This is a genomic window from Ignavibacteriales bacterium (assembly GCA_026390815.1).
GTDB lineage: Bacteria > Bacteroidota > Ignavibacteria > Ignavibacteriales > SURF-24 > JAPLFH01.
On record JAPLFH010000006.1, the window covers coordinates 256,895 to 277,999 of the forward strand.

Genomic DNA, 21,105 nt, shown 5'->3' on the forward strand with positions numbered 1-21,105 from the left:
TCTTCATTTTTTTTTGCTAATCTTCAATTATTAAACTTCTTAAAATCTTTAAATTTTCCAGGTCTTCCAGTTGCCCTTTTGTTTTTGGAGTTTCCAGAATTTTTGGAATAGATAAAAGTCGCTTGTCATTCATAATATTTTTAAAACCATCCAGACCAATAAATCCCTTACCAATATGTTCGTGGCGATCTACTCTGCTGCCTAAATCTTTTTTACTATCGTTCATATGAATGCACTTAAGTAAATCTAATCCGATTATATCATCAAATTCTTTAATTGTTTTATTGTAATCTTTCGGCGCTCTCAGATCATAACCTGCTGCAAAAATATGCGCGGTATCTATGCAAACACACATCCTGCTTTTATCATCAACCAAATCAATTATTTCTTTTAATTGTTCAAACTTGTATCCAAGCGAAGTTCCCTGACCCGCAGTTGCTTCAAGCATGCTTTTAACTTTGAATCCTTTGGTTTCTGAATGAGCAAGATTCAAAGATTCTACGATTAGCTTTATTCCAGCTTCTTCTCCTCTACCAAGATGCCCGCCAGGATGGAAATTAAGGTAAGGAATTCCTAATTGTTCACATCGCATTAATTCATCAGTAAAAGATGTACGGGATTTCTGAAGGATAGTTTCATCTGTAGCGCAAAGATTTATCAAATAACAATCATGGGCTACATCCGGATTTATTTTTGATTTGTTTAACAGGCTTTTATAAGAAGCAATTTCAGATTCAGAAAGCGGTTTGGCAAACCATCTGTTATTATTTTTGGTAAAGATTTGCATTGTGTTGAATTGAAGTTCTTTGGCAAGTACAACAGCTTTTGAAACTCCACCTTCAATGGAAGTATGCGCACCGAGTAAATGATTGACCATAATAATTCTCCTTAGAACTTATAAAACTTAATTTTTGGAATTATCTTGAAACCTGAAATTTTGAAAATTCAAGACAAAGATTCCAATTTGTAGTTTATCATAAATTAAAATAAATTATTAAAGAAGCAAAAAATTATTGAATTGTCATCTAAATTCTGCAAAAAAACATAATTATTTAAAAAATTTGTTGCTTTAAGTTATGAAAAATTTAATTTTGAGTTAGTAATTATTAATGTTTTGTGGAAGTTCATTTTTGTTTTGCAATTCTTAAGGTTTTATAAAATTGATAATCATTAAATATTTCTTAAAAATATTAGGAAGATAAAATGGCAATTACAATACCGGAACTACCTTATCCAAAAGAAGCACTTGAACCATATATCAGTGCTAAAACTCTTGAGTTTCATTATGGAAAACACCACAATGCATACGTGGTTAATACAAATAAACTTATTGAGGGAACTGAATTATCAGATGCAACCCTGGAGTTAATTATAAGCAAGACTTATGGTGATAGTTTTAGAGTAGGACTATTCAACAATGCTGCACAGGTGTGGAATCACTCATTTTACTGGAACTCAATTAAGCCGAATGGTGGTGGCAATCCAACAGGAAAAATTGCAGATAAAATTGAATCTGACTTTGGCAACTATCAAAAGTTTGTAGAAGAATTCAAAAATGCCGGTGCCACACAATTTGGAAGCGGCTGGGCGTGGTTAGTTATTGAGAACCACAAACTGAAAATTATTAAAACAACTAATGCCGATACTCCAATAGTACATAATTTAAAACCGTTACTTACGGTTGATGTTTGGGAGCATGCTTATTATCTGGATTATCAGAACAGGAGACCAGATTATTTATCAACATTTATAGAGAAATTAATTAATTGGGATTTCGTAAATAAAAACCTGGCTTGATTAATTACACAATCAGAATAAAACATCTTGACATTTATGAATGATGGTTGTAGTTTATAAAAGGTTTTATCTTTTTCATAACTGGATTGTTGCTGAATTGTTTCTTTTTCTAAGTGTTACAAATTTCGTAATTAACATTTAATCAGAAAAAATGTGAAGATTAAAATGAAAACACCTTTTATTATTTTACTTAATTATTTTCTTTATTCATCAAACCAATGATTTCCCATGTTTCATTAAAAGTTGGAAAGGTAACCGGTTATTATATTTTAATTAAAGATCAATCAGAATAAATTATTTTTCGTAACAAATATTCAGGAGTACACTATGAGAAAATCTCTTTACATTCTCGCTATTATTTCTGCTTTTCTTCTTTGCTCAACAAATTTAAGCCTGGCTCAAGGAGTTTTAATTGGTCCAAGAGTAACTGGAAACCTTAATATATATAATGCAAAAGGTCTTACAGGTACGTGGAATGGAATTGGAGTTGGTGTTGGTGGAACTGTGGATCTTTCGTTTAGTAAAAATATTGGGATGATGGTTAATTTAACTGCTTTCGATATGAAAAACTTTTCTAATTCTATAACAAATAATAATCAAACTACAGAAACCTCTTTATCACTTTCCTATTTCACTCTTGACCCGATGTTTAAAGCTGAGTTCAGCGGTTTCTATATGCTTGGCGGTGCATCTTTTGGAGTAAAAATTAATTCTAGTGGTGAAAGAACTCAATCGGCGACTGGACAGGCACCTACCGTAACTACTCTTGATTTAGAAACAAAATCGATTAGATTTGATTTTGCAGTTGGGACAGGGTATAATTTTAAATTATCTCCAACAATGTATTTAGGCGCGGATTTTATTGCTTACATTCCTATAACTGATACTTATAACTTCCCAGGTCAAAGTAATAGTATTTTATCTTTGAAACTGGGTGCTTCTTTAAAGTTCAAAATTGATTAAGGGAGGATATATGAAAAGATTATTACTAATTCTTTTACCTTTATTTTTTCTTTTGATCTATGCTGGATGTAAAAGCGATTCAGGTGGAACAACTACTGATCCTTTCGGTGGCGGTGGTGGTGGAGGAAATAATACTGGTAATGTAACATTTACAACTGCTATAGTTCAAAATAATCAAAACCAAACATACTTCGAATTTAAGCCAAGTACAGGTGTAGTAGTAACTAAAATTGCAGCTAAATGTCCAGCCTTAAACATCAATGATGAAATAAATGATGCAGATATTGTTGATGATGTTTTTAGTTCGACTCAACCACTGTATGTTGGTCCAATTACAGTAAATTTACAAACTGGTCAAGCTTGGGCCTTTACTTTTTCTGGTAAAATTGGGAGTACAACAGGTCAAGCATTTACTTCTTCTTTTAACTATTCCGTACCATAATCGGTTTTATTGTTGTCAGATTAATCTTTACTAAAAAGATTTTGTTGAAAAAGCTTGCTCATCTTGAGCAAGCTTTTTTTATATTTGGAAGGTATCCAAATAAATAATAAAAAATCAAAACTTAAGGAGTGTAAAATGAAAAAGTATTTAACATTTTTTTTCTCTTTAGTTATAGTTATTTGTTTTTCAAATTGTGGCGGATCAACTGACTCCCAAAAAGACGCAGTAAAAATACCAGAGTGGTATTCGTCAGTTCCAAGCGATGTGAATTATCTTTTTTCAAGCCGGACTTCAAGTCAAAAGGACCTTCAGCAGGCTGTTGATGAAGCAGTTTACGCAGCCCGGACGGATGTTTCCAATCAAGTAGATCTTCAGCTTCAAAGTTTATTAAAAAAATTTGATACTGAACTTGGTTTAAGTAATGACCAAAATTTACTGCAGCAGTTCGACCTTCTTATAAAGTTGATTGTAACGCAAAATATAAACAACAGCAACGTGCAAAAAAAAGAAGTGGTAAAAGATGGTGAAAACTGGAAGGCTTACATTTTGGTTTCCTTTGAAATCGGTAAAGCCAACCAAGCAATGCTGGATCAAATAAAAAATAATAACTCTATCTTCAATAAAGTTAAATCTTCAAATACATTTGATGAATTAAATAAAGATGTTAAAGAATATGTTCAATGGAAATCGACTCAAATAAAATAATATCCTATTTGAAAGTAAAAACACTATTTTATAATAAAATTACACAAGGAATAAGAAATGAAAAAATCAACTTATGCTAACTTAGAAGCAGCATTTGCAGGAGAAAGCCAGGCTTTTATGAAATATTCTATCTTTGCTGATAAAGCTGAACGAGAGGGATTTAAAGAAATTGCCCGATTATTTAAAGCTATTGCATTTGCAGAAAAAGTGCATGCCACTAACCACTTTAGAGCATTAGGAAAGATAAATGATACGGTGGCTAACCTTGAAGTTGCCATTGGTGGCGAGAATTATGAAGTAACTGAAATGTATCCGGCATTTGATGCAGTTGCTAAGTTACAGGAGGAAAAGGCAGCAACACGAAGTATCCACTATGCTTTGGAAGCAGAAAAAATACACGAAGTAATGTATGGTGATGCTAAAAAATCAGTTGAAGCTGGCAAAGATATCCCAGAAGCTAATGTATATATTTGCCCAACCTGCGGACATACTGTAATTGGCGAAGCGCCGGATGAGTGCCCCGTTTGTGGTGTGAAGAAAGATAAATTCATCAAATTTTAGAAATTCTTTCGTTAGAAAATAATCACATTTCATTTGGAGGAATGATGAAAATATTCAAAACTCTCTTTCTGATATTATTTTTTTCCTTAATTAGTTTATGCAAAGTTGAAGCAAAATATGAACTCCCGGAAAATGGTAAAGTTTTTGTCGGCACCTGGCTTGGGAAACTGAAAATTCAATCCTTTGAGTTGAAAATTGTATTTAGGATTGATATGAAAGAAGAAAAGCTTACGGCGTTAATTGATAGTCCTGATCAAGGTGCTAAAGATATACCAGTGGATGAAGTTTTGTTCACAGGCGATTCGTTGTTTCTAAATTCAATTTTAATTAAAGGTAAGTTTGAGGGATTGCTGTTTAAAGACAGTATGAAAATAGTTGGTGTTTGGAAACAGGGTGGTGGAACATTTCCATTGGAAGTAAAAAAAGTTGATAAAGTTGAAGAACCAAAACGACCTCAAGAACCTAAACCACCTTATCCATATAATTCTGATGACATTATTTTTGAGAACACAAAAGCTTCAATAAAACTTGCTGGAACATTAACTTATCCTAAAGATGGTAAAAATTTTCCTGCGGTTGTTATGTTATCAGGTTCCGGACCCCAGGATAGAAACGAGATGGTATTTAATCATAAACCATTTTTAATAATTGCAGATTATCTGACTAAAAATGGAATTGCTGTTCTTCGCTTTGATGATAGAGGAACCGGCGCATCAACTGGTGATTTCAGAAAAGGAACAACAAAAGATTTTGCCGAAGATGTTGAATGTGCAGTGGAATACCTGAGAACGAGAAAGGAAATTAACCAGAAAAAGATTGGCTTGATTGGACATAGTGAAGGTGGGATTATTGCACCGATGGTTGCCATAAATAATAAAGATATTGCATTTATAGTTTTACTTGCTGGCACCGGAATACCCGGTGATGAATTACTTGCTCTCCAAGCAAAACTTATTATGGAAGCTGAAGGTGAAAAATCTGAGAAAGCTGAACTTGCATTAAATCTGAATAAAAAATTGTATGCAGTACTGAAATCAGAATCTGATACAACTCTTATCCGGCAAAAAACCGAAACTCTACTTAAAGAATATTATAATTCCTTAAATGAAGAGGATAAAAAGCAAATACCAGATTTGAATCAATTTATTAATCAACAGGTAAAAACTTTAAGTAGTCCCTGGTTCAAATATTTTATTAGTTTCGATCCACGCCCAACATTGCAGAAAGTTACTTGTCCGGTTCTTGCGTTAAATGGTGAAAAGGATCTGCAAGTTCCTCCGAAGGAAAATCTGTCTGCTATTGAAGCAGCTTTAAAAAAGGGAAAGAATAAAAATTATAAAATAATTGAGTTGCCTGGATTGAATCATTTATTCCAACCCACTAAAACCGGAAAGATTTCCGAATACCAAAGTATTGAAGAAACATTTTCTCCGAACGCGTTGGAAATAATTGGTAACTGGATTAAAGAAGTTATTCAAAAATAAACTATTCCAATTAAGGTTGGAGTTATTCTCCAACCTTGCTTCTTTTCCCACCGCTTTTTACAAGGAACTATTTTCAACTAAAAATCATTTACATATTAATAAATCTTGAAAGGATGAAAATGAATAGATTTGTTTTTGTAATTGTGCTGTTAGTTCAAATGTTAACCCAAGTAAACTTTGGACAGACTAAAAATGTAAATAGTGCAAATAGCAAAGGAAAAAAAATGGATGATAAAGTTTTAAAGACAAAAGAGGAGTTAAAAAAAATCTTAACTCCAGAACAATATTTTGTTACCCAGGAAAAAGGAACAGAAAAGCCATTCACTGGAAAGTATTATGATTTATACGAAAACGGTATGTATAAGTGCGTTGTGTGCGGAGCAGAATTATTTAAATCCGATGCTAAATTTGATGCGGGTTGTGGCTGGCCCAGTTTTTATGATACTGCAAATAAGGATAATGTAAAAATTCAGAAAGATTATAGTCATGGAATGGTTAGAGACGAAATAATTTGTAAACGCTGTGGTGCACATCTTGGGCATATTTTTGATGATGGTCCAAAGCCGACCGGAAAACGTTATTGCTTAAACTCTGCTTCACTTAATTTTCAAAAAAAATAGTATGAAAAAGTAATTTTTGCAAATACAGCAAAACCATTTGTACTTATAAAATTAATTGGGTTTGCATCCAACATTATAATTTTATTTTGTGTAGGGGAGATTGATGTAAAGTTGCCCGATCTCAGATAAATCGCCATCTTTACTTGTGAATAAATAAGAGAAGTGATTATCCGGAAATGATCCTCTGCCATAAAACCAGGCGTACCGGAAGACATCAGTTCGTGTCTCGCAAATATTAACCATTTCCTGCATTTGAACTGCTTGTTTTGCATAAGAGTTAATCTGAGAATTCCAATTAGCCATTTCTGTTATCCAAATTTGCTTATCATATTTTTTTAGTCTGTCTAACTGGCTGCTTAATCCGTAATCGTACCAATGGAATGCGAGGTAATCGATCTTTGGATCTCTGCCTCCATTCGCAGTTCTATAAGCGGAATAAAAAGCATCAAGCCACACAATTGGATCCTGGTAATTGGGCATAGTTCCCCAGTTCATTGCGGGTCCGACAAGATAAACTGTTCGTCCTTGGGCGGAAAGATCCGAAACTATTTGCTCATACTTTAACCAATCTGTTGCTGCCTGAATAGGTGTTCGATTAGCTTGGTTAGTTAAGTTGGGTTCATTCATAACAAGTAAGTACTGAACTTCAGAATGCGAAAGAATGAAATTCTTTATGATTATCAAATCAGTATTGCTTGGATTTCCTCCCCATAACATCGGGATGAAATCCATCCCATATGTTTGGTTATATTTGGCTGGCACTTTGCTGTTTGGAATTAAATACCAATTGTACCACCAACTTACACCCTTAGAAAGGGAAGCCATATCTGCAGTTGAAGTAAGATCGAATGCGATTCCACGTTTCGGACTTTTGTTGATTGGTATTTCGTTATTACCATCGTTTTCTGTGGACTTGTCTTTGCATCCCGGGAAGATGTATAGCAAAATAATTACGATAAACAATTTACAAAAGTGAAACACCCACACGCTCCATCGATCTGATATGTAAATGCAAATAATAATATTGAAAGGTTTGCTAACTATTGCCTGGGATAATTTATGCATCTGATTTCCTGCTTCTGGCTATTTGGTCAATATCTTTGTTTTCAAGAATTTGTTTTGAATAGCCATCTTTAGAAACCTGAATCATTGCATTACCTACATCCTCTAATTTACATCCGAGATTTGGAAAAACAATTTTAAGTAATGGATACACATACCCCAATACTTTGTAATATGATTTTATATTTCTTTGTCCTTCAATTGGTTTTATGAATCCGGGTCTGAACAAATATACTGCTTTGAAGGGTAATGTTTTCAATTGATTCTCTGTCTTCCCTTTCACTCTTGCCCACATAACGCGTCCTGCTTCCGTGCTGTCTGTTCCTAATCCCGATATGTAACAAAAGGTCATTTCGGGATTGAGCTTTGACAAAGTTGTTGCTGCTTGCATTGTTAACTCAAATGTTATCCTGTTATATTCAACTTCGTTCTTTCCTACAGAAGAAACACCCAGACAAAAGAAACAAGCATTGTAACCTGCAAGAGAATATTCAATGTTGGTGTAGTTATAGAAATTGTTATGGATCAGTTCCATTAGTTTATTATGCTTTATTTCGCATGATCTTCTTCCAATTACTAAAACTGATTCAACATCAGGATTTTGAATAGCTTGAAGCAAAACACCTTCTCCAACCATACCTGTTGCACCAAAGATTATTGCTTTTATTTTCATATTTTATTTTTCAAATAGAATAAAGTTGGAATAAAAATACTTGACAAGTTTACATGACGAATGTTATTTTTCGTAAACTAATTCATTTTTTAAACTTTCTTTTTTGATATTTTTGCGGAATTATTTTCCGATACATTTCTGGAATTGGTATAAGTAAGCTATCTTCCGGAAAGATACAGGAGATTTTTTTATTGAGAAATTCTTCCAGTTTATGCAATTCGTGAGAATCTTCTTCGTCTGCAAAATTTATAGAAATACCTGTCGCACCAGCGCGTCCTGTGCGACCAATGCGATGCACATACTCCTCTACATCCTGAGGCATATTATAATTTATAACATGCGAAATTGCCTCTACGTGAATTCCGCGTGAAGCAACATCGGTTGCTACAAGCACGCGCACTTTACCATCCCGAAATTTCTCTAATCGCTTAATTCTTTGGGTCTGTTCAACATCTCCAGAAAGTAAAGCACAACTGATTCCATACATTTCAAAAGTTTCTTTTAATCGTCTTGCGTGATCTTTTCTATTTACAAAAACCAAAACACGTTCAAGATTTTTTTGCATGATAAGATTATACAATAGTGTGGGTTTTTCGGCAACGGTAGTTATATAAGTAATCTGTTCAATACTTTGAACAGCAACTTCCTCTGGTTCTATCGTTACTTCAAATGCTTGCCGGGTCCATGATTCTGCCAGTCGCTTTACATCACCAGTTAAGGTTGCGCTAAAAAACATTGTCTGTCTTTTTGCTTTCTGAGGTGTGTTAATAACAATCTGTTTAACAGAAGGAATAAATCCCATGTCAAGCATTCTATCCGCTTCATCTATTATAAGAATTTCCACTTTACTTAAGTCTACAAGTCTCTTTTTCATAAAATCAATTAAGCGTCCCGGTGTACAGATAAGAATATCACAAGTTTCATTGCGCAGAACATTTTGTTGCTTCATATAATCGATACCACCAAGCAAAGATAGAATTGAACAAGGAACATACATCCCAAGTCCGTGTGCATCTTTCTCAATTTGTAAAACAAGTTCACGGGTTGGTGCAAGGATGAGTGCGCGCGGTGTGCCATGCCTGGATTTTTTTTCTAATGGATTTTTGAGAATATGATCGAAAATAGTAATTAGAAATGCAGCAGTTTTTCCGGTACCTGTTTGTGCTTGAGCTGTAACATCATCACCAACAAGCGACTTGGGGAGAGTTTCGGCTTGAACTTTTGTGCAATATTGAAATCCTAGATCAAATACAGCATGAAGAATTTCTTTGGACATATCAAGATCATGGAAGCGTGTCTTGCCATCAACAACCGGTACTTTGAAGACAATATCATCCCATGGTTCTGAAGGAATTATTTGCAGTGGTTTTTTATTGAACTGCTGCTTTTGTTCAAGCTTTTCATGTCGCAAACGATATTCTTCACGTGTTTCTTTCTTAAACTGTTTCCTTGGAAGGTGCGTCCCGCTGGCTTTTTCGTGCAAATATGGTTTATGCTCGTGTGGTAAAGATTTAGATTCTTTGGTTGAAATATTTGCTGGTGCAATAACTGATTTTGTATTGCTGCCGAACAAGGCTTTGAGTTTTGAAGTGATTTTTTTAAGCAAGATGAATTATTTGGTTGTTAAACAATTATAACTACATCCTTAATATATGGAAAAAATGAAAAATATGTGGAAGGTGTTGTATAATAGGAAAACGATGTTCAGAAGAAAACCTCATACAAATAGTTTTCCTTTTATTAATAAATAAAATTTTCATTTTCTACATTAATTACATTTTAATAAACAACCTCTCGTTAATTTATAACTTGACTTTTTCTTCTTATTGTGTAAATTATTTTAGTGTAGAGTATATGAAATCATGCCCGGTCCGGAATTATCAGGTTATTTTATTTACAATTCTAATTCATTTACGAAGGGAGCAAAGTAATTTGTAGAGTTCTTGTGTATTGGTGCTAAATCCTTTTAAATCTAAAACTGAAGAGCAAGTAATACAATCACTAAAGGAAGAAACTTCTATCAAGTGCATTTCTTTCCAGGATTTTAATTGAAAGTAGATATTGTTAACTTTCGCGTAACAATTAAATGAAACCATGTAGTTATTTCTATTGTTTTTATAAAAATATAATATGGAGAAGCAAATGAAAATAGGATTTATCGGCTTGGGTAAAATGGGCTTTAATATGGTTCAAAGATTGTTGAACGACGGACATGAGGTTGTTGTATGGAACAGAACGATTGAATCTGTAAAGGATGCTGAAGAGAAAGGAGCCATTGCAGCAGCATCATTGGAGGATTTAGTAAACAAACTTCCTCCTGGTAGGAAAATAGTTTGGCTTATGGTACCATCCGGAAAACCTGTGGACGAAAATATTGATATTATAAAAAACTATTTAAATAGGAATGATATAATTATCGATGGGGGAAATTCATATTGGAAAGACACACAATTACGTGCTGAAAAATTAGCTTCAATAGGAATCCATTATTTGGATTGTGGTACAAGTGGTGGTGTGTGGGGGCTACAAAACGGTTACTGTTTGATGTATGGTGGTGTAAAAGAAGCTGCAGATTATGTTGAACCTATTTTCAAATCACTTGCACCGCAAAACGGTTATGTTTATTGTGGGCAATCCGGTACTGGGCATCTTGTAAAGATGGTGCACAATGGAATTGAATATGGAATGATGCAAGCTTATGCCGAAGGTTTTGAAATACTTCAAAAGTCTCCGTTTAACCTTGACTTAACAAAGATTGCAAATGTATGGCAATATGGAAGTGTGGTTAGAAGCTGGCTTTTGGAATTAGCAGTTAATGCATTTAAAGATGATCCAAAATTGGAAAGACTAAAAGATTATGTACAGGACAGTGGCGAAGGAAGATGGGCTGTTCAAACAGCAATTGATTTTGATGTTCCGGCTCATGTTATTACAGCTTCTCTCTATACAAGATTTCAATCCAGGCAGGAAGATTCTTTTGCAATGAAAGTTTTAGCTGCGCTCAGAAATCAGTTCGGCGGACACGCAGTTAAATCTAAAAATTGAGGTGTTAATGTGAATAATATTGATGAGCATATTTATGTAATCTTTGGGGCTTCAGGTGATCTTACAAAAAGAAAATTAGTTCCGGCTATTTATTCTCTATTCGTTGAAAATTTGTTGCCAAAAAAATTTGCTTTGCTTGGAGTTTCCAGATCGGAATTCACCGATGAGGAATTTAGAAATAAAATGAAGCTCGCGATTAATGAATTCAAAGAAATTGATGATCTTTCAAAGATTGATGAATTCATAAGTAAATTTTATTATACTTCACTCAATTTCAATGAACCAGAAACATATCAAAATCTTAAAAAAAAAATATTAGAAATAAGAAAAACCTACCAAATAAATGGCAACACAATATTTTATTTATCAACTCCACCAAGTTTGTATGGTATCATTCCCAAGAATCTTAGTGCAGTTGAATTAAATAATCAAGCTGATGGCTGGAAGAGATTGATTATCGAGAAACCTTTCGGCTATGATTTACAATCAGCAATAAAACTTAAAGACGAATTGCTGAAAGATTGGAATGAGAAACAAATATTCAGAATTGATCATTATCTTGGCAAAGAAACGGTCCAAAATCTTTTAGTAACAAGATTTTCAAATGGAATTTTTGAACCTCTTTGGAATAGAAATTTTGTTCATCATATAGAAATAACATCTGCAGAAAGTATTGGCGTTGAAAAACGCGGTGGTTATTATGATTCTTCCGGAGCATTAAGAGATATGGTGCAAAACCATCTTTTACAAATTGTTGGTTTAACGGCTATGGAACCTCCATCATCATTGGATTCATCAGCAATACGAAATGAAATTTTAAAAGTTTTTCAATCTTTCAAACCAATCAAACGAGATGAAGTTAAAAATATTGCTTTGCGCGGACAGTATCTTGCTGCGTCAATTAAGGGAAAATCCGAGCTCGGTTATAGAGAAGAGAAAGGTGTAAATCCGCAATCAGTTACAGAAACTTATGCTGCACTTAAATTTTATATTGATAACTGGCGGTGGGGAGGTGTTCCGTTTTACATCCGTACAGGAAAAAGATTACCAACTCGTGTTACTGAAGTTGTAATTCATTTTAAACCAACACCACATTTTCTTTTTTCGCAAAATGATAATTGCCACTCATGTAATCAATTGGTGATTAGGATACAACCTGATGAGGGAATTTTGTTAAAATTTGGAATGAAGACTCCCGGTACTGGTTTCGAAGTGCAGAATGTTAATATGGATTTTCATTACTCCGATCTTACTAATTTAAGAATTCCATCAGCGTATGAAAGGCTCATCCACGATACAATCAAAGGTGATTCTACTCTGTTTGCACGAACAGAAGAAGTATTGGAAGCATGGAAATTTTTAACTCCGATTCTGGAATGTTGGGAAAATGATAACGATGTTCCGCTTTATGGTTATCCAGCAGGTACTTGGGGACCTGAACATGCGGACGATCTTATTGAAGAAAAAGAAATGACATGGCGTTATCCTTGTAAAAATTTAGCTGATGATGGCATTTATTGTGAGCTTTAATGAAAAAGCAAAAAATTAAAATATTCCCGAGTATTGAAAAATTAGCTATTAATTCTGCAGAGTTTTTGAAGAGCAAAATTGAAAAAATTCCTGATGGTAATTTCTTTACAATGGCTCTTTCCGGAGGTTCTACACCCAAACAAATTTTTAAATACATTTCTGAAAACTATTCCGGTAAAATCAATTGGAATAAAATAAAATTATTCTGGGTTGATGAGCGCTGCGTTCCACCGGATCACATCGATAGCAATTACAAAATGATTTATGATTCATTTCTAGTAAAAGTACCAATACCTGAAAAAAATATTTTTAGAATTCACGGAGAAGCAAACCCAAACGAAGAAGCAAAGCGGTATGCTGAGATAATAAAAGATAATGTTCAAAGAGAAAATAATGTTCCATCTTTTGATTTAGTATTACTTGGGCTTGGGGAGGATGGACATACTGCTTCAATTTTTCCAAATCAACTCGGGTTGTTTCATTCAACTGATTTGTGCATCGTTTCTAAACATCCACAAACAAACCAAAATAGGATCACACTTACCGGAAAAATAATCAACAATGCTAAGCTTATTGTTTTTTTAGTAACCGGAGATAATAAAGCCAGGATCGCTTCTGAAATTATTGAGGGACAGAATAGCACGAAAATATTTCCCGCGAAACTGGTTATTCCTTCCAATGGAGAATTAATTTGGATGCTTGATAAAACGGCAGCGCAATTATTAAATTTAGATAATGATAAAATTATAAGAGAAGAATAAAAAAAGCTCAAAATCAAATGATCTTGAGCTCATTATTTTCTTGCGGAGAGGCCGGGATTCGAACCCGGGGTAAGGTTTTATCCCTACGACGGTTTAGCAAACCGTTGGTTTCAGCCACTCACCCACCTCTCCAGGTTTGACTGAACTTCAACTTACACCTGCCAAATATAACACTAAACAACTAAAATAGAAAATGGAAGTTTACTTCTATTTGTATTTCTTTGCCCCTTACTTTTTTACTAATTCTTATTTTTTAGCTCTAAGCAAATTATTATTGCCCTTTATCTATTACAACCTTAATCACATTAATTAACCACTCGTTCAGAAGAACCATAATATAATTTATAGAAACTTCTAAAAATTTCAATATGTCATTCTTGCCAAAGCTTGCCTACTGGTAAGCAGGCAGGAATCCATTGATTTTATTTTAGATTCCCACTCCCGCCGGCAGGTTCGTGGGAATGACACTCAACTAATTATTAATTTTTCAGAAGTTTCTTATAATAATTTATTATAAATGCAATTTTATAATTGTTAAATTAAAAATAATCACTATTGATTTTGTTTTATGCAAAAGTTAATTTATTTCAAAGTTCTTAACAAAATAATTTAATACAAATTTCATTTCAGTAAATAATTTTGGAGGGCACTTAATTATGGATCCAAATCAACTTACAGGCGAAGTCTTTTATCCATCGGAAGAAGTTATAAAATATTCTCATTCAAAAAATTGGGACGAAGTACAAAGACTGGCAGAAAATAATTTGGAATCGTTCTGGGAAAAAGAAGCCGAAGAACTTCATTGGTTTGAAAAATGGAATAAAGTTTTGGATGATACTAACAAACCATTTTATAAATGGTTTACAGGTGCTAAAACAAATATAGTTTATAACTGCCTTGATCGACACACAAAAACTTTTCGTAGAAATAAACTTGCGTTAATTTGGGAAGGAGAAGATGGTCAGTTCCGCTCATTCTCTTATTTTGCTTTGCGAAGGGAAGTTTGCAAATTTGCAAATGTGCTTAAAGGTTTGGGTGTGGAAAAAGGTGATAGAGTTACACTTTATATGGGCAGAATTCCTGAGTTAATGATTGGAATGCTTGCATGTGCGCGTATTGGTGCAATTCATTCGGTTGTATACGGAGGATTTTCTGTTGAAGCTCTTCACGAAAGATTAGAAGATAGCCAATCAAAAGTTTTAATTGTTGCTGATGGCTCTTATCAGCGTGGAAAAGTTGTTCAGCTTAAAGCTATTGCAGATGAGGCTCTTCAGCGTGCAGCTACTGTGGAAAGTGTTTTAGTTGTTAGAAGAACATGCGAGCCGATCAATATGCAAGCGGGTAGGGATTTCTGGTATCACGATTTGATGAGTTTACCTATTGGAGGAAATAGTTGCAATATAGAAATTGTTGATTCAGAAGATCCTCTTTTTATTCTTTACACTTCCGGAACAACTGGAAAGCCAAAAGCAATTCTTCATACCCACGGTGGATATATGGTTGGTGTGTATGCTACACTCAAATATGTTTTTGATATTCATGAGGAAGACAGGTACTGGTGCGCAGCAGACCCCGGCTGGATCACTGGACACAGTTACATTGTTTATGGTCCTCTCTTAAATGGAACAACTTCCTTTATGTATGAAGGAGCTCCGACACATCCATTTCCACATCGTTGGTGGCAGATGATTGAGAAGTATGGAATTAATATTCTTTATACAGCTCCCACTGCAATTCGTGGTTTAATGCGGTTTGGTGAAGCATGGCCCAACCGGTATAATTTATCCTCAATTAGGCTGCTTGGCTCTGTTGGTGAACCGATAAATCCTGAAGCTTGGAAATGGTATCACAGGGTTATTGGAAAAAGTAAATGCCCGATTATGGACACATGGTGGCAAACTGAAACTGGAATGTTTATGATTACGCCAACTCCTTCCGTTCCATTAAAACCCGGCTCAGGAACAAAACCTTTTCCAGGAGTTATTATGGATGTAGTTGATGAAACTGGCAAACCAGTTAAAGCAAATGAAGAAGGATTTTTAATAATCAAAACTCCCTGGCCTGCAATGTTAAGAACTGTTTATAACGATCCGGATAGATATATAAATCAGTATTGGAGCAAATTCCCAGGAGTATATATGACTGGCGATTCTGCACGCAGGGATGAAGATGGTTACTTCTGGATTATTGGTAGAGTTGATGATGTTATTAAAGTATCTGGATACAGATTAGGCACAGCAGAAATAGAAAGCGCATTAGGTAGCCATCCAGCTGTAGCAGAAGCTGCAGCAATTGGATTACCTCACGATGTAAAAGGTAATGCAATCTATACTTTTATAATTCTAAAAACTGGATTTGTAAAAAGCGATAAGCTTGCGGAGGAATTGCGCCAGCATGTTGGGCACGAAGTTGGTCCGATTGCAAAACCAGAGCACGTAGAATTTGTTGATTCGCTTCCTAAGACAAGAAGCGGAAAAATAATGCGCCGTGTATTAAAAGCAAAAGTGTTGGGAGTGGATCCTGGTAACATTTCTACAATGGAGGATTAAATATTTGAGAAAAGACATATCTCTAAGATATGTCTTTTGCTATCAAGTAATGAAAAGGCAGCCGGTAGTTTGCAATCGACTTTCAAAAAGTTTTAATTTTCAAATCGTATTTTCAACATCTTTATAATATTGGTCAATTTCGTTTTGCAGTTCAATTGTTTTTGAAAGTGCAGTAACAATTTTACAGTAAGTCTGAATTTCATCAAGATTAAGAGTTCTTTCTTTTCTGTCCTTAAGCCATTTCTCACAAACCTGATAACCACCTATTTGATATTCCCAAACTTCGGGTTTAACTCCGGTGAAATACTGTTCCTTGTTTATCCAAACTTTTCCATCCCCGCCTGCGGAACGGGCAGGTTCATACTTTAGTTTTTCAACTTTGTTATTTCCATTTATCGGGCAACTTGAAATTGTTTTATCCAACATGTTTGAGTGAAGCAAATGCAAATCAGCTAGTTCTTTTCCCAGTTTACCAAGCTTAATAAATAGTTTGTAATCCTTAGTAAATGGAATGCGGGGAAAATCTATTTTTAAAAACCCAGCATATTTTGTGCGGTAAGTGTTGCTGTAAAGAACAGCATAGATGTAATAGAATATATTCTTAGAACCGAATCCTTCAACCTTTTTGAAATCTGAAATTCCTTCTTCTTCCTGTCTTACACGGTATAAAGGATCATAAAATGGTCTTCCAAAAGAACTACATAATAAAGAAATAACATCTTTAGAAATGTTTGGCAGTGTTGTAACATATTCTTCCTCAGGTTCAAATATTAAAAGCTGGGTGAATTTGGCTTTTTTCTTTGATGTTGATTTTATATAAATGTAAAGAGGGAAGAGAGATTCTCCCCCTTTATTATCAGAACGGATAACGCCATCGGCAATTATCTTATCGCTAACAAAAAAATAATTCATCGGTTTATTTGGCAGCATCTGACGTCTTGCAATTAAACCAATGTTTTCGTCCATATTTTCCATAACCTCTCTTCTTGACCTTTCAACCATTTCATCATGATATAAAATCCATCGTACATCAAAAGGACGGTAAAGAATTTTAGTTATGGAATCTTTCCAATCCAAATCCTTTTGAAGTTTTTCTCTTTGAACTTTTATTTTCCAGCTTTGATTTTCGTTTAAATCATAAGTCTGCTTGATTATATCATCATCAATTTTAGGATTGCGAAACTCTTCAATTCTTCTCTCTAATTTCTTTTTATCAAAATCAATTACAAAATTATCTCTCGCCGTAACTATACCAACACTGTTAACCGGGAATATTTCTGTTATCTTTGAGAACGAACTGTAATGATTAAGCAACTTATTATCTGTTGGTTGGAAAAGATAAAATTCAGGATAAGGGACGGCTTTCTTCCATTTAACTGTGTTAATATTGTTTTTCAAAAGCCATTTATATTTATTTTCCCTTAAACCAAAAATCTCTGAATGAAATACTTTATTGATCCTATTTTCTTTTTTGTATTTAATAAAGAAAGCAATTGCAACTCCCTGTTGAATATCAAAAACATTTTCATCTTTGCTTCCATCAGGAGATTTTTCTTTTTTTAAACTGTTACCATGAAGATCAAGAATGTAAATTTCATCAAAGCTGTTCATTAAGCTCTGTCTCATTCCTCTGAAAGTAGGGTTATCCAAATAACTATGGTTAGTAATAAAACCCAGAACACCTTCACCAGCCTGGTCAATTTTCCATTGCGCAAATCGAATGAATTTAACATAATCATCCTGAAGCCATTTAGGATTCTTTTCTCCAAGCGGTTTGCCATCAACTTGATAATATTCTTTTATCGCATCCGAGATCCATTTGCCTGTATTTGATGAATGACCTGAATATGGCGGATTACCAAGTACAACTAAAATTGGAACATCCTTTTTTACTTTTCCTGCTTCGTGGCTTTCGTGGGATAAAGAAGACATTCCAGGGAACTTTGATTCATCAAGCTCCTCCATATCAAGCGTATTGGTTAGATAATACTTTACACGATCTTCATCATCCATCGTGTAACCAAGTTCATATAGCAGAAAGGAAATCTTCATGTGTCCAATTGCATAAGGAGCCATCATCAATTCAAATGCATAAAAGTTTGGTAAGACACGTTCTTTGATAAAACTTCTAACAGCTCCATCACCAATTTTTTCTTTAATTTCTTTAACTGCTATTTCAATAGCCTGGTACATAAAACCTAAAGTTCCACCTGCAGGATCGAGAAGCGTTACATTCTTAGAAGCTAATCCATCACTCAAACCAAATTTATCTTTAAGTATTTCATGAAGTGAACGAACAATAAATGAAACTACTGGTTCAGGTGTGTAATAAACTCCTCTTTTTTCTCTTGTTGAAGGATCATATTCAGACAGAAAAGTTTCGTAGAAGTGTAAAACAGGATCGCTTCCTTTTCCTTTCTGGTAATATTCATCAAGGATAATTTTAGGATTGGCGCAGGAAAGAACTTCTGCAATATCATCAATAATTAATTCCATCTGTTTTGGAATATCTTCCATCGAGATGAATCTGAAAATATCTCTTAATATTCCAATAGATTTTGGGATGTAAGAGAATGCTAAAGTTCTGGTAAAATCATCGCCGGCTCTCAGTCTTGCTGCAAATAAACCATAAGTAATTGTTTGAGAGTAGAGGTCGGCAAATTCATCTTCATCAATTCCCGCAATAAGAAATTTTTGAAAAGCTTCATAAAATCCGTGAATAGATGTTGTTCCTTTTCTTAGTTCCTCTGTAACAATTTCATCTTTAAGGAACTTAGTTCTTTTTGCTAATTCAACGGCAAGGGTTTTGGCAGTAAATTTTTTTGGTAAAGAAAAATCAAGGAATCTTTCAAGCAATACAAAAAATTTATCTTCATTCTCCGAAGGTGGAATAGTAGATAATTTTTTTATAACGAATGGTCTTGCAACAGAAACCTTCTCTATCATTTCGCCGTCACGATAAAGCCGAAACTCTGTAAAGTTAGTTAGTATAACGTTTGGGAAAGTGGTTAAATATCTTTCAAGCTGTTCTGATTCCTCAACAACATCAAGATTTTTACCTAAATCCTTAGCTTCAATGTAACCAACTATTTTTTGCTTACCATCCCAAATTCTAAAATCTGGATTTCCAGCTTCAGTCTGTTTTGGTAAAACAGTAATGTCGATTTTATGTTTTCGTTTTGTTTCTGAGAATTCTTCTAAAAAAGATTTGAGTGCAGGATAGTAGGATTCTTCACGTGCGTCGCCTGTTTGATGGGTCTTAAATAAATTTGTTAAGTATTTTTTTATCATATTTGCAAAATACTGATAATATTATTATTCAACTAATCAACTACCTGAAAGACTGAATCGAGCACTGTTCCATCAACCCATTTAACAACTGCAACTACTTTGTTTTTGTTTACTGTTGGTTTCGACGGAGCCCCACCACAAATTTCATAAACTTCATCACGTATTTGCTTAATCGTTCTGATTGGAAGATTGGAATTTTTTACTGCTGTTATCAAGTCTTTTCGTTTTGGATTTATTGCGATTCCTCTTTCAGTAATAATAACATCAACTAATTCTCCGGGTCCGCAAATAGTTGTTACTTCATCAAGAATAACTGGAATACGATCTCTGAATGAAGGAATGGCAAGGATAGAACACTTTGCGTAAAGACAATTTTGCCATCCTCCAATTCCGTGAAGAAGATAACCATCACTATGTGTAACAACATTTGCATTAAAATTTATGTCAACTTCTGTAGCACCAAGAACTGCTACATCAATAATCGAAGCAAAATTTCCTTTACCATGAAAATTATAGCTTGTAAACGGACTTGTATTAACGTGTCTGGGATTTTCTCTCATTGAACGAACACCTTCAAGATCGAAAGTCTGTCCATCAAGAATATAATTCGTTAATCCTTCTTCCAGAAGCTGTACTAAATATTTTGTGCTGCCGCCACGTACGAAACTTGCTTTTACTCCTTTTGCTTTCATTCTTTCTTTCAGATAAAGAACAAATGCTAAATTAGTTCCACCGGAGCCAGCCTGGAATGAAAAGCCATCTTTCATTATTCCAGCTTCTTCTATAAATTGCGCAACGTATTCGGCAATTATTAGTCTGTCTGGACTTTTAGTAATCTCTGTAGTGCCGGAAACAATTTTACTCGCATCACCAAGTGAATCGATTTGAACAACATAATCTACATTGTTTCCTTGTATTTGCCAGGGCACGCATGGAAAAGGAACGAGGTTATCTGTAACAACTATTACTTTATCTGCATATTCAGAATCGGCAAGAGAAAAGCCAATTAATCCGCAAGCAGATTTTCCAGTAACTCCGTTCGCATCTCCAAAAGGATCTGCTGTTGGCGCTGCGATTACAGCAATATCAATTTTAACTTCGCCATCCTGTATAGCCTGGTATCTGCCGCCATGCGAACGAAGTACACCAATTCCTTTCATCTTTCCATTAGTGGTAAATCTTCCGAGTGGTCCATTCATACTTCCTTCAATATGATGGATTGTTCCATCTTCAAGATATTTGATCAAATGTTCGTGGCAGGGGAATGAAGCAGTTGGGAACCAGCGTATGTTTTTTATTCCCATAGATTTTATTGTATCAAACAAAATATTTGTAAGAGCGTCTCCGTTTCTTAAATGGTGATGAGTAGAGATTGTCATTCCATCTTTCAATCCCGCTCGCTTCAGAGCTTCCTTCAAATTCTTAATTACTTTGTTTACATCCTTTGGATAATCGATGCAAGTTTTTATTGGTGGTTTTGCTTTGTTACCCTTTGGTTTGTATTTATCAACACCTTCGAACGGAATTTCTTTTCTTCCATTAATAAGCGTTGGTACAAATCTTCCGGCAGCGTTTTTAACTAATTTCATAATAAACTCTATTGTTAAATTGTTACATTGTTT

Annotated in this window: 17 protein-coding genes and 1 tRNA gene; 11 read left to right on the forward strand and 7 right to left on the reverse strand. The window is 34.4% G+C overall.

Features of this window, described 5'->3' with window-relative positions; all coding sequences use genetic code 11:
* Nucleotides 1–16 precede the first annotated feature (16 nt).
* Complete coding sequence (gene nfo / locus NTX22_02275; GenBank protein ID MCX6149333.1) at nucleotides 17–877, reverse strand: deoxyribonuclease IV; 861 nt, start codon at nucleotides 875–877, stop codon at nucleotides 17–19.
* A 326-nt stretch (nucleotides 878–1,203) separates the two neighbouring features.
* Here nfo and NTX22_02280 point away from each other — a divergent pair, with 326 nt between their 5' ends.
* The 7 genes from NTX22_02280 to msrB all read left to right on the forward strand — a co-directional run bounded on the left by NTX22_02280 (nucleotide 1,204) and on the right by msrB (nucleotide 6,572).
* The gene (locus tag NTX22_02280) at nucleotides 1,204–1,797 is read left to right on the forward strand and encodes a superoxide dismutase (protein ID MCX6149334.1); all 594 of its coding nucleotides are present in this window, start codon (nucleotides 1,204–1,206) and stop codon (nucleotides 1,795–1,797) included.
* A gap of 327 nt (nucleotides 1,798–2,124) precedes the next feature.
* The gene (locus tag NTX22_02285; GenBank protein MCX6149335.1) at nucleotides 2,125–2,760 is read left to right on the forward strand and encodes an outer membrane beta-barrel protein; all 636 of its coding nucleotides are present in this window, start codon (nucleotides 2,125–2,127) and stop codon (nucleotides 2,758–2,760) included.
* 10 nt (nucleotides 2,761–2,770) lie between these two features.
* Complete coding sequence (locus NTX22_02290; protein MCX6149336.1) at nucleotides 2,771–3,202, forward strand: hypothetical protein; 432 nt, start codon at nucleotides 2,771–2,773, stop codon at nucleotides 3,200–3,202.
* 135 nt (nucleotides 3,203–3,337) lie between these two features.
* On the forward strand, nucleotides 3,338–3,907 hold the full coding sequence (locus NTX22_02295) for a hypothetical protein (protein MCX6149337.1): 570 nt from the start codon (nucleotides 3,338–3,340) through the stop codon (nucleotides 3,905–3,907).
* Between the two features lie 57 nt (nucleotides 3,908–3,964).
* Nucleotides 3,965–4,468, forward strand: coding sequence for a rubrerythrin family protein (locus tag NTX22_02300; GenBank protein ID MCX6149338.1), 504 nt, complete (start codon nucleotides 3,965–3,967; stop codon nucleotides 4,466–4,468).
* 44 nt (nucleotides 4,469–4,512) lie between these two features.
* Nucleotides 4,513–5,952 (forward strand): alpha/beta fold hydrolase, encoded by a 1,440-nt coding sequence (locus NTX22_02305; GenBank protein MCX6149339.1) that lies wholly within the window; start codon nucleotides 4,513–4,515, stop codon nucleotides 5,950–5,952.
* Between the two features lie 119 nt (nucleotides 5,953–6,071).
* Nucleotides 6,072–6,572: a peptide-methionine (R)-S-oxide reductase MsrB gene (gene msrB / locus NTX22_02310; GenBank protein ID MCX6149340.1), complete on the forward strand. Its 501-nt coding sequence runs from the start codon at nucleotides 6,072–6,074 to the stop codon at nucleotides 6,570–6,572.
* 81 nt (nucleotides 6,573–6,653) lie between these two features.
* Here the strand turns inward: msrB and NTX22_02315 are convergent, their stop codons facing one another.
* The 3 genes from NTX22_02315 to NTX22_02325 form a co-directional block, all read right to left on the reverse strand.
* Nucleotides 6,654–7,637, reverse strand: coding sequence for a glycosyl hydrolase (locus NTX22_02315; protein ID MCX6149341.1), 984 nt, complete (start codon nucleotides 7,635–7,637; stop codon nucleotides 6,654–6,656).
* On the reverse strand, nucleotides 7,630–8,307 hold the full coding sequence (locus NTX22_02320; GenBank protein MCX6149342.1) for an epimerase: 678 nt from the start codon (nucleotides 8,305–8,307) through the stop codon (nucleotides 7,630–7,632). The genes NTX22_02315 and NTX22_02320 overlap by 8 nt, the downstream gene beginning before the upstream one ends.
* Nucleotides 8,308–8,389: 82 nt before the next feature.
* Complete coding sequence (locus NTX22_02325; protein ID MCX6149343.1) at nucleotides 8,390–9,913, reverse strand: DEAD/DEAH box helicase; 1,524 nt, start codon at nucleotides 9,911–9,913, stop codon at nucleotides 8,390–8,392.
* Between the two features lie 536 nt (nucleotides 9,914–10,449).
* Here NTX22_02325 and gnd point away from each other — a divergent pair.
* Genes gnd through pgl form a run of 3 tightly spaced genes read left to right on the forward strand, consistent with a single transcriptional unit; the run spans nucleotide 10,450 to nucleotide 13,643 of the window.
* Complete coding sequence (gene gnd / locus NTX22_02330) at nucleotides 10,450–11,352, forward strand: decarboxylating 6-phosphogluconate dehydrogenase (protein ID MCX6149344.1); 903 nt, start codon at nucleotides 10,450–10,452, stop codon at nucleotides 11,350–11,352.
* A gap of 9 nt (nucleotides 11,353–11,361) precedes the next feature.
* Nucleotides 11,362–12,882, forward strand: coding sequence for a glucose-6-phosphate dehydrogenase (gene zwf / locus NTX22_02335; protein MCX6149345.1), 1,521 nt, complete (start codon nucleotides 11,362–11,364; stop codon nucleotides 12,880–12,882).
* Complete coding sequence (gene pgl / locus NTX22_02340; protein MCX6149346.1) at nucleotides 12,882–13,643, forward strand: 6-phosphogluconolactonase; 762 nt, start codon at nucleotides 12,882–12,884, stop codon at nucleotides 13,641–13,643. The genes zwf and pgl overlap by 1 nt, the downstream gene beginning before the upstream one ends.
* A 43-nt stretch (nucleotides 13,644–13,686) precedes the next feature.
* On the opposite strand, the gene NTX22_02345 is transcribed toward pgl, so the two are convergent.
* Nucleotides 13,687–13,775: transfer RNA gene (locus NTX22_02345), tRNA-Ser, on the reverse strand.
* Nucleotides 13,776–14,299: 524 nt separating this feature from the next.
* Here NTX22_02345 and acs point away from each other — a divergent pair.
* A complete protein-coding gene (gene acs, locus NTX22_02350) occupies nucleotides 14,300–16,192 on the forward strand; it encodes an acetate--CoA ligase (GenBank protein ID MCX6149347.1) in 1,893 nt (630 codons plus the stop codon).
* A 99-nt stretch (nucleotides 16,193–16,291) separates the two neighbouring features.
* Here the strand turns inward: acs and NTX22_02355 are convergent, their stop codons facing one another.
* Both NTX22_02355 and citF read right to left on the reverse strand, forming a co-directional pair.
* Nucleotides 16,292–19,483 (reverse strand): N-6 DNA methylase, encoded by a 3,192-nt coding sequence (locus NTX22_02355; protein MCX6149348.1) that lies wholly within the window; start codon nucleotides 19,481–19,483, stop codon nucleotides 16,292–16,294.
* Nucleotides 19,484–19,515: 32 nt separating this feature from the next.
* A complete protein-coding gene (gene citF, locus NTX22_02360; protein MCX6149349.1) occupies nucleotides 19,516–21,072 on the reverse strand; it encodes a citrate lyase subunit alpha in 1,557 nt (518 codons plus the stop codon).
* Between the last annotated feature and the right edge of the window lie 33 nt (nucleotides 21,073–21,105).

Bases quoted from the DNA above. Each gene is read 5' to 3' on its own strand.
- nfo (MCX6149333.1), bottom strand. From the start codon at position 877: ATGGTCAATCATTTACTCGGTGCGCATACTTCCATTGAAGGTGGAGTT.
- NTX22_02280 (MCX6149334.1), top strand. From the start codon at position 1,204: ATGGCAATTACAATACCGGAACTACCTTATCCAAAAGAAGCACTTGAA.
- NTX22_02285 (MCX6149335.1), top strand. From the start codon at position 2,125: ATGAGAAAATCTCTTTACATTCTCGCTATTATTTCTGCTTTTCTTCTT.
- NTX22_02290 (MCX6149336.1), top strand. From the start codon at position 2,771: ATGAAAAGATTATTACTAATTCTTTTACCTTTATTTTTTCTTTTGATC.
- NTX22_02295 (MCX6149337.1), top strand. From the start codon at position 3,338: ATGAAAAAGTATTTAACATTTTTTTTCTCTTTAGTTATAGTTATTTGT.
- NTX22_02300 (MCX6149338.1), top strand. From the start codon at position 3,965: ATGAAAAAATCAACTTATGCTAACTTAGAAGCAGCATTTGCAGGAGAA.
- NTX22_02305 (MCX6149339.1), top strand. From the start codon at position 4,513: ATGAAAATATTCAAAACTCTCTTTCTGATATTATTTTTTTCCTTAATT.
- msrB (MCX6149340.1), top strand. From the start codon at position 6,072: ATGAATAGATTTGTTTTTGTAATTGTGCTGTTAGTTCAAATGTTAACC.
- NTX22_02315 (MCX6149341.1), bottom strand. From the start codon at position 7,637: ATGCATAAATTATCCCAGGCAATAGTTAGCAAACCTTTCAATATTATT.
- NTX22_02320 (MCX6149342.1), bottom strand. From the start codon at position 8,307: ATGAAAATAAAAGCAATAATCTTTGGTGCAACAGGTATGGTTGGAGAA.
- gnd (MCX6149344.1), top strand. From the start codon at position 10,450: ATGAAAATAGGATTTATCGGCTTGGGTAAAATGGGCTTTAATATGGTT.
- pgl (MCX6149346.1), top strand. From the start codon at position 12,882: ATGAAAAAGCAAAAAATTAAAATATTCCCGAGTATTGAAAAATTAGCT.
- acs (MCX6149347.1), top strand. From the start codon at position 14,300: ATGGATCCAAATCAACTTACAGGCGAAGTCTTTTATCCATCGGAAGAA.
- NTX22_02355 (MCX6149348.1), bottom strand. From the start codon at position 19,483: ATGATAAAAAAATACTTAACAAATTTATTTAAGACCCATCAAACAGGC.
- citF (MCX6149349.1), bottom strand. From the start codon at position 21,072: ATGAAATTAGTTAAAAACGCTGCCGGAAGATTTGTACCAACGCTTATT.